This window comes from Mucilaginibacter pocheonensis (assembly GCF_031456535.1).
Lineage (GTDB): Bacteria > Bacteroidota > Bacteroidia > Sphingobacteriales > Sphingobacteriaceae > Mucilaginibacter > Mucilaginibacter pocheonensis.
This window is the reverse complement of sequence record NZ_JAVDUU010000004.1, coordinates 225531-240934: the sequence shown is the minus strand read 5'-3', so window position 1 is coordinate 240934 and position 15404 is coordinate 225531. Positions and strand designations below refer to the sequence as shown.

The 15404-nt window shown below is 43.1% G+C and carries 11 protein-coding genes; 7 read left to right on the top strand and 4 right to left on the bottom strand.

The features are described 5' to 3' along the window. Positions 1 to 45 precede the first annotated feature (45 nt). From J2W55_RS19290 to J2W55_RS19280, 3 genes are read left to right on the top strand one after another with little or no spacing between them, the layout of a single operon-like run. Entirely contained in the window at positions 46 to 957 is a 912-nt protein-coding gene (locus J2W55_RS19290; protein WP_310099551.1) for a GLPGLI family protein, read from the top strand. A gap of 41 nt (positions 958 to 998) precedes the next feature. After that, positions 999 to 1901, top strand: coding sequence for a GLPGLI family protein (locus J2W55_RS19285; protein WP_310099549.1), 903 nt, complete (start codon positions 999 to 1001; stop codon positions 1899 to 1901). 8 nt (positions 1902 to 1909) lie between these two features. Further along, complete coding sequence (locus tag J2W55_RS19280) at positions 1910 to 4573, top strand: carboxypeptidase regulatory-like domain-containing protein (protein WP_310099546.1); 2664 nt, start codon at positions 1910 to 1912, stop codon at positions 4571 to 4573. A gap of 468 nt (positions 4574 to 5041) precedes the next feature. Here J2W55_RS19280 and J2W55_RS25860 read toward each other — a convergent pair whose 3' ends face one another. Both J2W55_RS25860 and J2W55_RS19270 read right to left on the bottom strand, forming a co-directional pair. Then, on the bottom strand, positions 5042 to 5341 hold the full coding sequence (locus J2W55_RS25860; protein ID WP_310099544.1) for a hypothetical protein: 300 nt from the start codon (positions 5339 to 5341) through the stop codon (positions 5042 to 5044). Further along, on the bottom strand, positions 5304 to 5948 hold the full coding sequence (locus J2W55_RS19270) for a MarR family winged helix-turn-helix transcriptional regulator (RefSeq protein WP_310099541.1): 645 nt from the start codon (positions 5946 to 5948) through the stop codon (positions 5304 to 5306). The genes J2W55_RS25860 and J2W55_RS19270 overlap by 38 nt, the downstream gene beginning before the upstream one ends. A 428-nt stretch (positions 5949 to 6376) precedes the next feature. Here J2W55_RS19270 and J2W55_RS19265 point away from each other — a divergent pair, with 428 nt between their 5' ends. Continuing rightward, positions 6377 to 7294, top strand: a complete 918-nt coding sequence (locus J2W55_RS19265; RefSeq protein ID WP_310099536.1) for an NADP-dependent oxidoreductase — start codon at positions 6377 to 6379, stop codon at positions 7292 to 7294. A gap of 134 nt (positions 7295 to 7428) precedes the next feature. Here the strand turns inward: J2W55_RS19265 and J2W55_RS19260 are convergent, their stop codons facing one another. Together J2W55_RS19260 and J2W55_RS19255 are read right to left on the bottom strand one after the other, a co-directional pair. Further along, positions 7429 to 8196: a DUF4382 domain-containing protein gene (locus J2W55_RS19260; protein ID WP_310099533.1), complete on the bottom strand. Its 768-nt coding sequence runs from the start codon at positions 8194 to 8196 to the stop codon at positions 7429 to 7431. A gap of 229 nt (positions 8197 to 8425) precedes the next feature. Continuing rightward, positions 8426 to 9010, bottom strand: a complete 585-nt coding sequence (locus J2W55_RS19255; RefSeq protein ID WP_310099531.1) for an RNA polymerase sigma factor — start codon at positions 9008 to 9010, stop codon at positions 8426 to 8428. Between the two features lie 127 nt (positions 9011 to 9137). Here J2W55_RS19255 and J2W55_RS19250 point away from each other — a divergent pair, with 127 nt between their 5' ends. The 3 genes from J2W55_RS19250 to J2W55_RS19240 all read left to right on the top strand — a co-directional run bounded on the left by J2W55_RS19250 (position 9138) and on the right by J2W55_RS19240 (position 15381). Continuing rightward, on the top strand, positions 9138 to 10310 hold the full coding sequence (locus tag J2W55_RS19250; RefSeq protein ID WP_310099528.1) for a FecR family protein: 1173 nt from the start codon (positions 9138 to 9140) through the stop codon (positions 10308 to 10310). A 205-nt stretch (positions 10311 to 10515) separates the two neighbouring features. Beyond that, a complete protein-coding gene (locus tag J2W55_RS19245; RefSeq protein ID WP_310099526.1) occupies positions 10516 to 13851 on the top strand; it encodes a TonB-dependent receptor in 3336 nt (1111 codons plus the stop codon). A gap of 9 nt (positions 13852 to 13860) precedes the next feature. After that, positions 13861 to 15381 (top strand): RagB/SusD family nutrient uptake outer membrane protein, encoded by a 1521-nt coding sequence (locus J2W55_RS19240; protein ID WP_310099523.1) that lies wholly within the window; start codon positions 13861 to 13863, stop codon positions 15379 to 15381. Positions 15382 to 15404: the final 23 nt, after the last annotated feature.

Below are 15404 nucleotides of genomic sequence, written 5' to 3'. Positions count from 1 at the left end.
AGGGATTGATGTATAGGAAATACTATTGCCTAAAAATAAAATGTCATGAAAAAATATTTTGCAGTAAGTGTAATCCTTGCGGGAATAACCCAGGCAGCCATTGCCCAAAAAACCGACACCGCCCAGATACTGGTGCACTACAAATTCACCCATGTACGCGACACCACCAACCGCGCTAATGCATACAGCGAGAATATGGTGCTGTTTGTAGGGGCGAATGCCAGTAGTTATAAGAGTTATGATCGCCAATTGCAAAATGCGTTGTTTAAAAAACAAATACAGGAGCAGTTGGCCAATTCGCCAGACGGCCGGGTTAAAATACAACAGAAGAACACCGGTTCGGGCACTGATTATTACCAATTTCCGGGAGATAAGAAACTGGTGCGCAAAGAGCCCATTCTGATGAATACTTACTTAATAGATGATGAATTACCAGCGATAAACTGGCATATAGGCCGCGATACTGTAAGCTTTGGCGAATTGCATTGTCAAAAGGCAACCTGTCATTTTAAAGGACGTGACTATACTGCCTGGTTTTGTCCCGATTTACCTGTTCATGTAGGGCCATGGAAGTTAAATGGCTTGCCCGGTGTTATCATTGAAGCGTATGATGCCAAGAAGGAAGTCGTTTTTAAGTTTGACAGAGTGGAAAAAGCTGTTTTGGCTGCTCCTGCAGTCCGGCAGCCCGCCGACGTTCACCCCGGTTTAACGGTGGTAACAATGGGTGGAGATGATGCTGATATGGATCCAAACATCATCCAGTTGCCAACCAAAGGCATCAAAACCAGCGATAAAGAGTATGAAAAGCTGAGGGATGCCATGCGTAAAGACCCTAATGCTTTTGTACAATCGATGCTGGCCAGCATGCCGGTTAATGGCGGGCCAAAAGCCAATATCAATATTAAAGTGCTGCCCCAGCCGCCGATCAATAATCCAATTGAACTGCCGGAAAAATAATGATACGATATAGAAAAACTATTGCTTAAAAATCAAAAGTGATGAAAATATTTTTAGTAATATGTGCACTGCTGGCAGGGACGTTCCAGGCAGCTATTGCCCAAAAGCCCGACACCGCTCAGATACTGGTGCATTACAAATTCACCCATGTGCGTGACACTAACAACCGGGCCAATGCGTACACCGAGAATGTGGTGTTGTTTGTAGGCAAAGCTACAGGCAGCTACAAAAGTTATGACCGCCAGTTACAAAACGAATTATTTAGAAAGCAACTACAGGAACAACTTACAAATTCCCAGGGTAATTTCAGGTTAGATCGCAGGATCACTGGTTCAGGCACCGAGTATTACCAGTTTATTAAGCACCGAAAGCTGGTACGCAAGGAAGTTATAGGGAATAATCCATACATCTTAAACGAGGTGTTGCCTGTTATAAACTGGCACATCAGCGGTGATAAGACGAATTTTGGCGAATTGCACTGCCAGAAAGCAACCTGCCATTTTAAAGGGCGAGATTATACCGCCTGGTTTTGCCCAGACTTGCCTGTGCCCGTTGGCCCCTGGAAGCTAAATGGATTGCCCGGCGTTATTATTGAGGCTTACGATGCAAAAAAGGAAGTGGTTTTTAAGTTTGACAAGGTTGAAAAAGCCGTATTGGGTGCCAGAAAACCAATAAAAGACCGCACCGGCAGAACCTTGCCACCATTAGGCGATGATGATGACGACATCGACCCCAATATAATCCAGGTACCAACCAGGGGTATTAAGACCACAGATAAAGAATTTGAAAAAGTGCAGAACGCTATTCGCAGAGATCCGAATGCTATGGTTCAATCTATGATGGCTAATACGCCAGACAATGGCGGCCTCAAGCCCAGTGTAAGCGTAAAAATGCTACCGTTATCCCCCAATAATAATCCTATCGAGCTGCCGGAAAAACAATGATGCAATATATGCGATATTTTGTAATGCTGTTGTGCAGCCTGATGCTTTCTGCTTTCTGTTTTGCCCAAGGCAATATTCACGGTGCAGTTAAGGACAGTACGGGTAAAGCTGTGCCGTTCGCTACCGTTAGCCTAAAAAAGAAAGTGAATAATGCTATTGTGGCCTACACCGTAACTGATGACAACGGCGCGTTCAATATCACTGTTCCTCAGAATGAAAACGCAGATAGCCTGCTGATGGAAGTACGGAGCATAGGGTATAAAAGCCAGGTAAAAAACATTATTACCGCGGCACCTGTAAACTTTACTTTGCGGGCTTCGGTGAATCAATTGCAAGCGGTGGTGGTTAAAAGCAACCGACCGGTACTGAAGATCAACGGCGATACATCGAGCTATAAAGTCTCTGATTTTAGCAGTCCGCAGGACCGCGTGATAGGTGATGTGATCAAAAAACTGCCGGGTATCTCGGTAGCTGCAGACGGAACAATCAGTTATAACAACAAGCGTATCTCGGCTTTATACATCGGTGGCGACAATTTGCTCGACGATAAATACAATATCGCTACAAATACTATTCCGCATGGTGCCGTTGATCAGGTACAGGTAATTCAAAATGATCAACCCATCAAAGTTCTGCAGGATAAGGTGATGAGCGAAGATGTGGCCCTGAACCTAAAAATAAAAAAGGGGGCTAAGCTGCAACTGGTGGGCCAGGAAAGTATAGGCGGCGGACTGCCAGGGAACTACGATGTAAATATGAACGCCATGATGTTCAAGGACAAGTACAAGGCCATCAATTACCTTCAGGGTGACAATACCGGCTATGATTTACAGCAGGATCTGGTATCACATAATTTGTCTGATTATTTGCAGCGGATAGATAATGCCGTACCCTCAACGGTGTTGTCATTGGGTGCAGTGAATGACCCGGCACTATCGCGGTACAGGTATTTGTTCAATCGTTCAGGTATCCTGAATCTTAATAACCTTATCAATCTTAAAAAAAATGTACAACTAAGGGCTAATGTCTATTACCTGCATGATACACAGCGGCAAAATTACAGCCAGCAAACAGCCATCTTTTTACCTGGCGATACGATAAAATACAACGAAACACAGAACAACAGGTCAATTCCTGATATTCTGCACACCCAATTTACGCTGAATATTAACCGGGATAAATATTACCTCAACAACGCCCTGTTGACGGACTATAATCGCACAACCAGTTATTCGGATTTAAACACCAACGGAACTGTGGTTAACCAGGTGTTTAAGGATAATGCAATTAATTTTTCGAACGAATTTAACCTGATCAAATCTTTGAAGTCGAACCATGTCATCCAGGTTTATTCATATATCGGTCACTCTGCCGAACCAGAAAACAGAGTAATCGGTCCGGGATATAACGCGGCCATATTCAATAATAATGTACCCTATTTAAAATTGCAGCAAAACGTAAATATTCCAGCCTGGTATACCAATAATTATCTATCGTTCAAAATACCGTCTGACTGGATTACCCAAAGTTTCAGGGCAGGTTTTAGCATACAGTCGCAAAGGCTCAACTCTGATTTAAAGGTCGTACAAAATAATAACAGCGTCAACCTGGGATCGGATAGTGCACTTAATCAGGTAAACTGGACGAGGAAAAAGCTCTATGCCGAAGCAACTTATGATTTGCCAGGAACAATACTCAAAGTAAATTTAACCTTGCCGGTCACACTCCAGCAAATCAATTATTCCGATGATTTATATGCCCTTGCCAGGCGTTTGAACCGCCTCTACTTTAACCCGCAGCTACGGGTTAAATATCAAACCAGTGCGGAGAACTATTTGAGCCTGATGTACAATTACCGCAATGAGAACGGTAATATACAGGATATCTACCAGGGATATATTCTGAAAGATTACCGCACCCTTTATGCCAACAATGCAGACCTAACCATGCGGCAAAACCATCAGGCGGCGGCAGGCTTTAACTACCGTAAAGGGCTCACTCTTTTTTTCTGGAGCATCAATGCGCTTTATAACCACATTGAAGCCAACAATATCGCATCAAGTGTTATCACCAATAGCATACAGCAACGTGTTGTGCTGCCCTATGCAAATAGTACTGATTCTTGGACGCTGAACGGATCGGTCAGCAAATATTCATTCATATTGCGAACCACTTTTAGTGGTGCAGTACAATGGCAAAGCAACCGCTCGGTGCAGATACAGAACAACGCCCTGTTACCGTTCAATACCATATCCGAAATCTTTAATGTGAGTACCGATACCAAAGTAACCGATCAGGTAAACTTTAGCTACAAGGCAACATTAACTCAAACCGATAGCCATTCTGCACGGGGAAAATCGGCCTTTCATATATACCAAATGCAGCAGCAGGCATCGGTTAATTATAATCCTGTTGAAAATGTGCAATTCAGATTATCCGGAGAGCATTACTTCACACGACAGAAGGGAAACCCCGATCTCAAGTATTTTTTTGCAGATGCCTCAGCCAAATTCAAGATAAATAAATGGAAAACTGACTTTGAACTAAGCGCGGTTAATTTTCTGAACGTGAAAACCTACAACGCGCTTTACCTCTCGGCTAATACGCTTACAGCCAGTTCGTATGCCCTCCCCGGAAAGATTATACTCATTAAGGCCTTTTTTAATATTTGATCAATTAGAGGAAATTAATTATGGTCAGTTTGGTTGGGTTAATAAAGCGTTAGCCCTAAATGCAATTTATCCGGCCAATTATTTATTCAGGGAAAAATAACCATATGGTTGTATTTTTTATTTAAAATATACCATTAAGTTGTAGTTTTATGAAATTCATTTATTATGATCTCTTTTAAACAACGGATAGATATGATAGCGCCTTGGGTTATCGCCATTGTAATGATTTCACTTTTTTGCTGGTTATCTGAGGGATGGTCACTTATAGTAACCTTTGTTCCGGCGGTTCCCGTTGCTGTATGGCTTTATTTCAAAACGTGTTATTATACTAAGCCGGAACCGGCCGCAGTACTAACCCTTTACCTGGTCGGGGTGGGTTTTCAACTGCTTCATTTTGCGGAAGAACATGCATTCGGCTTTGAGAAACAATTTGGTGTGTTATTCGGCGGTCAACCTTATAACCATAATTTATTCGTCACTTTCAATATGGCTGCTTACTTTATGTTTATCCTGGGAGCCATAGGATTTTACAAAGGAATACGGCCTTTCATGTTTTTTGGGCTTTTTTTCATCGTATATGGCATGATTGGTAACGCCGTTGGCCACATTGGTTTCTGTTTTGCGGTTGGCGGGTATTTTCCGGGCATATACACCTGCTTTTTTAATCTTTTCGTCGGTATTGTTCTTATCAGAAAGTTGTTTAAGTATCGGCCGGCCTTGGATACATAGCTTATAGCTCTTCCGTATTTTCCCTGTAAATTTCGTCAAAAGATTTACTCTTTTGTTTTTGATACAATCCTGAAAAGCGTTTATCTATTGGACCAAGCAATTGCATACATAGCTGTTTGTCTTCATCACTCAAATCCTGCACTATCATTTTCGCAACTTTTAACACCTGGTCTTTGGCCAGGTTTAATACCTTTTCTCCCTTTTTTGTCACCTTCAACCGTTTTACCCGTTTATCCTCCGTGTCATTGTACTCCGTGACCAGGCCCTTCTTTTTCATCCTGATCAGCATATTAGTACCGCTGGACAACTCTATGATATTATTATAAATTGCCTCTGATTTAATTGGGTTCCCCATGTTATGTATGGTAACCAATATACCGAATTCTTCAATTTGGTCAAGTTCGGTACCTTCCAGTGCTTTATTGGAATAAGAAATATGGAACTTCCCGATCCTGCGCAGCAGGATTACGAGACGACCGTTTATATCCGGCAGAAGTTTTCCGTCGGCAGTTGGTATCTTTTCTGCTTTAACCGCTGTCGCCGCCTGATAGCTAAAAAACTCCTTTAATGAAGCTTCCGGATATTGTTGCTGGAATTGCCCCCAGAGTGTTATCAACTCGACCGTTTGATTTATGAATTCTGCCATTTGGTAGCAAATCTAAATATAAAATAAATTAATTTGTAAGCATCAACCATTTGGTGACAATTACAATGTACTATGAATACAAAGAGGCGATATGCTTGAGCGAAACCTGTTGAAACAATTTGGATGTGCCAGCAAAGCACGATAACGTTTTTCTATTGTCTTGGTGATGGTGGGCAGCATGCGAACTTGGCGTCGGTCAGCGCCTGGACGTTTCGCGGGAGTGCAGGCGGTCGGAGAAAGAGGCTACTTCGAAGGCGCCTGGAGAGTTGATATGCAAGAGCGCCAGAGCCCCGATATATCGGGAGTGTTTTTCTGAACGTTTTATTGATAGGTTAACTCTAAAAACAAAAAATACGCAAACTGCAGTATATTGCAACATCATTTTTATTAAGCGAATGTTTGTTGATTAACAAAAAAGGAGGTGTATTATGAAAGCAATTGTTGTAACAGATAAGGATGCGGGATTAGCCGGAATGAAACTGGTGGAGTTGCCGGAGCCGGAGCCGGGCATAAACGATGTCATTGTTCAGGTTTATGCGGCCAGTATTACCGGGGACGAGCTGTCATGGCCGTCGACCTGGATCGATCGTACTGGTCGTGACCGGATGCCTTCGATCCCGGGGCACGAACTGGCGGGGGTGGTAACAGCGCTTGGCTATGGCACAACGGGATTGTCAGTAGGACAACGGGTGTTCGGCCTTCAGGATTGGTATCGCAATGGTTCGTTGGCAGAATACATGGCCATTGAGGCGCGCAACCTTGCACCATTACCAGACGATGTTGACTTCAATGATGGCAATGCGCTCGTGATGTCTGGCTTAACTGCATGGCAGGCGCTTTTTGATCACGGCCAACTTCAGGCAGGGCAAAGAGTCCTGGTGCATGGAGCGGCTGGCATAGTTGGATCGATGACTGTCCAGCTCGCACGTGAGGCCGCTGCGTATGTTATTGGCACGGGGCGTGCTACTCACCGTGAAGCGGCACTCAACTACGGCTCCAATGAATTCGTTGACCTAGATAATGATACGTTAGAAGACATTGGCCAGGTAGATCTGGTTATTGATGTCCTCGGCGGCGATATCGCGAAGCGTTCTTTGGGCATAATTCGCGCCGGAGGAAAATTGATAACCATTACGGAACCGGTTGAAGAAAAGGCTAACGGAGTTAAGAATATTAACTTCGTGGTAGAAGCAGACCGATCGCAATTGCTTGAGATCGCAAAGAGATTTCGTGAGGGGCGTTTAAAAACGAACACCGGGAGTATCGTTACGCTCGACGATGCCGTCGCAACATATAACTCGACTGATCGGGTTAAAGGCAAAACAATTATTCGCGTTCGTAAATAAAGAGCCAGGAGAGCCGATTTGGTCTCCTATAGAATCGTCGCTCGCAGTTGTCCAGTAAGCAAATGTTTAAAACAATCTGCCTGCAAAAAATGCGGCAGATTGTTTTTTGAAATAAAGTCTTCTAACTTACAGCATTACTGAGTTATGGTAACAGTACCCATATCTTTTACAGCGCCATTAGTTACCACAATACCGTCAATGCTCTTAACGGCATAAGGGCTTACCGGCACAAAGTTTATCCGGTAGGTGCCAGCAGGCAAACCAGGAAAATAGAACTTGCCATTGACGTCGGCTATGGTGCCCACAGTATCTGTACCCATAATGGCATATACTTTTGGATAAGAACCAATCGGAGAAACGCTTCCGGTTAGTGCACCAGAAACCGCTTGTGGAATAGCACGGATAACGGGCTTCAGGTTATACTTACCATTGCCGGTGACAACGATAGATTGCGCCGCATCGAAATCCAACAATAAGGTGTATTCCACGCCGCCAGTCAGGTTATCCTGCACTTTTAACTTCACACCTGATGTTTGACCGCTTGGCGTATTCAGATCATAGGATATGCCGTTGATCACAACGCGGTTGCCGGTGTTATTCAACACGAGGCGTACTTCCTGTAAACGACCTGCGGGTACATCGACGCCGGCAAGAACGGTATCACGACCCTGGCGGAAACGAAGGATATCTATCGGACCACTATTCACATCAACCGTTTTATCCCCGCCGGAAGAAAGGATCACTACTTGTTTTATGTTGAGGATAACGGCATCATAAGCACCTGGGGCGTCTGTTAACTTTACAGTAACATGTGCTTGTGAGGAACTTTTATTGCTGTCCTTTTTACACGAGGTAAAAGCTAAAGCAATAGCTGCAACAGAAAATAAAATTATCTTTTTCATACTGTATATTTTGGTAACGCTATAAACGCAAACTACAGTCATTTGTTTTACTTCAGCTGTGGAGCAGTAAAATATCTGCGTTTCCATTCTGGTATCCGCCGGAGGCAGCTTTTCGGGGTTGTTGGTTCCAAGCCTTACTATGCAATAGAGAAATGTTGTTGTCGGCATTAGGCAAGTTGCCACTACATCCGCGGCAGCGCTTACATTAATCTTATGATGAATGTATACATCATCTAAAAAAGATCAATAAAGACAAAAGCATTATTGAAACTTGTTTGAAACAAGTTCTGAGATGTTTTAATGCCATCGTTATCTGGTTTTCGACAGTTCTTTTGGATATGCCCAAACGGTCGGCGATTTCCTGGTTGCTAAGATGGTCCATTCGGCTCATATAGAATATTTCCTGGCAACGTTTGGGTAATTTTCCTAAATGTTCATCCAGTTCCAATAACAATTCCTGGTTTTTAATGCGATAATCGCTCTGATTATGATCGGGCAAATAATCCATTTCCAGGTCATTGAGCGTTAAAGTCAACGGGGGCTTTGCCGCTCGCATACGGTTATAAACCTGGTAGCGGATGGCAGTAAGCAGAAAGTTGGGGATAGAGTCTATTTCCAGTTGATGCCTGCGATTCCAAATACTTAGAAAGACATCATGTACAGCTTCTTCACTATTTTCACTGTCTTTCAGGTATCGGAATGACGTTTTATACAATCTCATCCAGTACCGGTCAAATAGCATAGCGAATGCGTGCTCATCGTTATTACGTACGGAGAGCCACAATTCCGAATCACTAGCAAGGGGATTGTGCATATAATTGGTTTTCTAAATTAGAAATAATTCCACATTTAAGTTTATGATGTTAAAAAAAACTAAAAATGCATGTGTGTGCCTGTATGAAATTTACACTAACACCATATAAACCTGCAATTGTAAGCCAATGATGACCAAAGACGAGTTTCTGGCTCTGTATGAAAAATACATGAGCGGACAATGTACTGATGCCGAAAAAAAGCAATTGGAAACATACCGCGATGAAATGCTATTGGCCGACGACGGTTGGGATGACGAAGACGCCAGCGAAGCTGAGGTACGCGTCAGAATTTGGCAACGCCTAAATCAAAGTCGTAAGGTAGTATCTATAAAAAAGTATAAAATATATAAAAGCAGGTGGCTGCAAGTGGCCGCAGTATTACTATTGACTTCATTAATTGGGGTAATTTTTATTCCTGCTAAAAAGAAACAGGGTACCGACAATGAAAACCTTACTGGTGTCATCCACCCAAAACCTATTGTTCCTGGCACTAACAAAGCCTACCTCACATTAGCCAACGGGACAAATATTGTGCTCGATGATGCAAAAAATGGCGCACTCGCAAATCAATCTGATGTTAAGGTAACTAAAACCGGTAATGGGGTAGTGGTATATGAATTCAATAAGCAGACCAGAGACCAAAATGAAAATACCTTACCTGACATTAACACAATTACTACCCCGCGCGGCGGCCAGTATCAGGTTGTATTAGGAGACGGCAGCCATGTTTGGCTTAATGCGGCGTCGTCCATACGTTTTCCGCAAGCTTTTAATGGCCCGCAAAGGCTTGTTGAGATAAGCGGCGAGGCATATTTTGAAGTAGCGAAAGATAAAAGCCATCCTTTTATAGTACAGGCCAATGGTACTAAAGTGCGGGTTTATGGTACGCATTTTAACATAAACGCTTATCCTAATGATAATAATGTAACTACCACCTTGCTTGAAGGTTCTGTTCAAGTAAGTAATAACGGCCAGCAGGTAATGCTGGTCCCGGGCGAACAAGGTGTTTCAATAAAATCAGGCGGTGCTATAAAAGTCAGCAAAGCAGATTTACAACAGGCTATCGCATGGAAAAATGGCTATTTCATATTCCATGATCTCAGTATAGTAGAGGTAATGAAACAGGTGAGCAGATGGTATGATGTAGATATTGAATATCAGGATGAAAATGTAAAAAACAATGAGTTCGGTGGAGCTATATCCCGATACAAAAGCATAACAGAATTACTGGATAATATGCAGTTAACCCGATCAATTCACTATAAAATAGAAGGAAGGAGGGTTATCATTATGAAGTAAGTTTTCCAAACTAAACCATAATGTTACCATTTATAACCAGGAGCGTTCGCGGCGCCCCTGGTATAAAGCTCTGATAGCTGTCAGGTAACTATAGTGATCATATTTCTCATAACCAATTATTTAACCTAACATTCAAATGTATAAAAAATCTACTGCAATAAGATGCAGGCAACTGCCCTGCGCCCCATTTAAATTGTTCCTGATTATGAAGTTGTCTTTCTTTTTGTGTTTGGTTTCCATGATGCAGGTAGCTGCAGCACCTTCCTTCGGACAAAAGATCAGCCTTGACAAAAGCAATGCGTCCCTCATCGAAACGTTGAAGGACATTCGTCAACAGAGCGGTTTCAGCGTTTTTTACAACGCCAAAATGTTAAAAAAAGCAGTGCCTGTAAATGTACACCTGGAAAATACCGAACTAAGTGACGTGCTGAAAGAGTGTTTTAAGGATCAACCATTTAGCTATGTTATTAACAACAATACCATTGTTGTTATTCCTAAGCCGGTTGTTGTCACATCTGTAAAGGATATTGTTATCACTGGCCACGTAAGGGATGAAAAAGGTGCTCCTTTACCCGGGGTAACCATTAAAATAAAGGGTACTAATGTAGGCGCCCAAACTGGGGCAGATGGAAGCTACAAAGTAACAGCAGCCGATAACAGTGCGGTACTAGTGTTCAGTTTTATAGGCTTTGTTACCCGGGAAATTCCGGTAGGCAACCAAACCCAAATAGACGTAGTACTCAAAGAACAAACCTCCGCGCTTAACGAGATCGTGGTTGTAGGTTACGGTACGCAAAAAAAAGTAAACCTCACCGGCGCTGTATCCACTGTTTCGGGCGAGACACTGAACAAGCGTCCAGTTGTTAATCCTGCTTCTATGCTGGAGGGCCTTGCCCCGGGCGTACAGGTCAATACGGGTTCCGGTGAGCCGGGAAATGAAAGTGTATCTATCCGTATCCGCGGAAACAGCACTTTTAGTAATGCGGGCTCAGATCCATTGGTATTGATTGATGGTGTTCCTGGTAACTTCAGTGATCTTAACCCCACCGATGTCGAAAATGTGTCTGTTCTGAAAGACGCCGCTTCAGCAGCTATATATGGTTCAAGGGCAGCCAATGGCGTGGTGCTGATAACAACCAAACAAGGTAAAGCCGGACAGATGGCGGTTACTTACAATGGCAATTTAGGCTATGCCAGCCCTACTAAAATGTTTAAACTGGTAACCAACTCGGCCCAATATATGGAGATGTTTAACCAGGCACGTATTAACAGCGGAACAACGGATCCAAACGCTCTTTATCCGCAGGACCAGATCGATTTGTATCGCAATAGCACAGACCGGCTTCATTATCCTAATACCGATTGGCTTAGCTTGATATTCAGAACTGCTCCTACCCAAAACCATAACCTGGTATTTACCGGCGGTAATGAAAAAACCACTTATAATGTCTCATTAGGTTATGTTAACCAGCAGGGTATTGAAAGGGGCTTTGATTATAAAAGATATAATGCCCGTGTCAATTTAACTTCGAAGGTTAATGATCATATCAAATTTGGAACTAACGTATTGCTAAAATCAGGCACCAGGGGTGCTGTAGCCGGTAATCCATCATCGCCAAGCCAATGGGACGGGTCTTCTATGGATCTTTTCCTTTCGGCTATGTCACAGGCGCCTACTTATAGCCCTTACTTAAGTGATGGCAGCGGCCACTATACCTACAAAGCTTACGATTTTGAATATAACAATAAAAACCCTATCGCGGTATTGGACCAAAATTTTCGGAGGATTACCGACGATTATGCCGTAAATGCCCAGGGATGGTTTGAAGTTCAATTTAATAAAGACATTTCCTGGTATACCAAAGGTGCGGTGAACTTTAATATGGACAAATACAAGGATTTTAAAGCTACCCTTGACGAGTACAATTTTAAGACTAATCAACTGGCAACATCGCTTGACCTTGGTAAAGGTTTAACCGACCAGGATGAACAAACCGTTTATAGCAATTTATACAGCTACTTAAACTATGCACATGATTTTCACGGGCATAACCTTAAGGCGCAATTTGGTTACAGTATTGAACGGAGCAAATACCAATACCTGCAGGGATATCGTAAAAATTTTCCCGTCCTTGATTTACAAGAACTGAACGCGGGCGGCTCCGACATACAAAATGCATACGGCACTTCTAATCAATGGGCTTTGATGTCTTATTTTGGCCGTTTGAACTATGATTATAAAGGTCGCTATTTGTTAGAAGCCAATGTTCGCGACGACGGAAGTTCAAAATTTGACGGCGCCAATAAATGGGGCGTATTTCCATCATTTTCGGCCGGCTGGCGTGTCACCGAAGAGCCATTTGTAAAGGCGATGAACCTAACATGGTTGAATAACTTTAAATTAAGAGGGTCATGGGGACAGTTAGGTAACCAAAATGTAGGTAGTAACTATCCTTATCAGGCCCTTTTGAATCTGACTGGAAGTTATTCCTTTGATAATTCAGGGTTAACAACCGGCGTAGCGCAGCAGGCATTAAATAACCCGGTTATTAAATGGGAAACGACCACCATGACTGACGTTGGTCTGGATTTTACGATTTTCAGAAACTTTAATCTGACCGCCGATTGGTATAATAAAACCACCTCTGATATTTTAAGACTGGCTCAGGTTACCGGTGTTGTTGGCCTAAGCGCTCCTTATATTAATGATGGTGTAGTAAATAACAGAGGCGTTGAGCTTGGTTTATCCTATAATAATGTTATACGAGACGGCGCCTTAGGCGGTCTGGCCTTTAACGTTGGAGTTAACGTTGATCACAACCGGAATAAGCTGGTGAAATTTGGTCAGCCAGAAATCGGAGATTACACCCTTAACCAAAATGGGCTTCCGTGGAATTCATTTTATATGCTGCAGGTTGTCGGTATATTCCAGTCGGCTCAAGAGGTGGCCAATTCTCCTAAACAGTTTTCTGACTCTACCTTGCCGGGTGACCTGAAATATAAAGATGCAAATGGCGATGGTAAAATTGATCAAAATGACCGTACCGTTATCAATGGTGCATATCCTAAATTAAATTACTCATTTAATTTATCGGCCAGCTTTAAAGGTTTTGATCTTTCGGCCATGATGCAGGGCGTTTACGGGGTAAAATCATATGTTTCGGGATGGGGTACCATACCTTTTGTGCAGGGAGCTTCACCAACTACGGATTGGTTAAATGCCTGGACACCCGAACATCCATCAACCACTATGCCGCGACTTTACTTTGGGCAGAGCGCGCCGGATAAGATCGGTCGCCGGTCTACTTTCTTCCTCCAGGACGCATCTTATTTAAGACTTAAAAACCTGGTGTTTGGTTATACCATCCCATCGCAGGTTACCCAGAAGATAGGTATCAACCGGTTACGGGTCTATTTCGCCGGTGACAACATGTTCACCATAACCAAATATAAAGGTCTTGACCCTGAACGTTATGGCAACGGCGACCTGCAGTATCCGCAAAATAAAATATACTCTTTTGGTCTGAACGTAACTTTTTAATTAGCCCACATGAAAAATCGAATTATAATAACCACCATATTAATTACATCGCTGTTTTTAGGCGCATGTAAAAAGACCCTTGATCTGAACCCCGCGGATCAGATCGCAACCGCAACCTTTTATAAATCAAAGGCGGATTTTGACGAAGCTTTGGCAGCAGTTTATGCTTCCCTTCAGCCTGAAGAATTTGCTGTAGGCATTGGCTTTAGGGACGGCTTTACTGATAATGGCTATAACCAGTTTAATGCAGGCAGTGCAAAGGACTTTGTTCAGGGTAACTTTAACCCTACTACCGGAGGTTATGAAACGGCTATTTATAACGATAGCTATACCGGTATTGCAAGGGTAAACATGTTTTTGAAAAACCTGAATAATTACAAAGGTTCAGATATTTCTGATAGCCAGCGTAAAGTATACGAAGGTGAAGTGAGGTTTATCCGGGCCTTCTTCTACTTTCAATTATACAGCATTTATGGTGATGTGCCGCTGGTATTAGAGCCGCTCAACCTAAGCAATCAAAAGCAGGCCAAAGTACCCGCAGCGCAAGTGCTTACCCAAATAACAACCGACCTTGATTACAGCATTGCGAATTTGAACAGTGCGCCGTATTATTCCAACGGTGGCCATGCAGCGGCATCTTCTGCCAAAGCGTTAAAGGCAAGAGTGTTGTTATTTGCAGCATATGGCAACACTGGTACACCGGATCTTGCCATGTTAAGCAAGGTAAGAGACCTTTGTCTTGATCTCATGGGACAATATAAGCTAAGTGCTAATTTTGAGGATATTTTTAGGGATGCTACCCAAAAGAATAACACCGAAAATATTTTCTCTATTAATTTCCTGGCGCCAAATAACGCTACTCCGTGGGATATGTATTATGGCGACTGGGACGCCTGCGCTCCCCTGCAAAATATGGTAGATGCCTTTGAATGTACCGATGGGCAACCTTACGGCGTTTCACCATTAACTGACACCAAAAACCAGTTCAACAACCGCGACCCAAGGCTGGCTAAAACAGTGTACAGGGATTCCGTTTATTTTGGTCCGGGCAAAGTTCACCATCCCTCAAATCTCAGGCCTACAGGGTACGGAGTTATCAAGTTCCTGGAGCCTAATAACATTCCATATGGTTTTTCAACGCTTAGCCAACAGGATGCTGTTATTCTGCGGTTGAGTGAAGTTATGCTAATGTACGCAGAAGCCCAGAACGAGGTTGCAGGTCCTGATGCAACTGTTTATAAAGCCATGGCCGATTTGCGTGCGCGTGTAAATATGCCGCCGTACCCTGCCGGCTACACCAAAGATCAAATGCGTGAACGAATTAGGCACGAGCGACGCGTTGAGCTGGCTTTTGAAGGCTTACGCCACTACGATCTGCTAAGATGGCATGTTGCCGGTCCGGTACTCAACGCGGTAAAAACAAGTCTGATCAATTATCACTTTGAGGATAAATTTTACCATTGGCCGCTACCACAAACAGAAATTGATAAGAGTGGGGGCGTACTCATACAAAATCCGGATTATAAATAAATAAATTTGGTTGATATTCCACC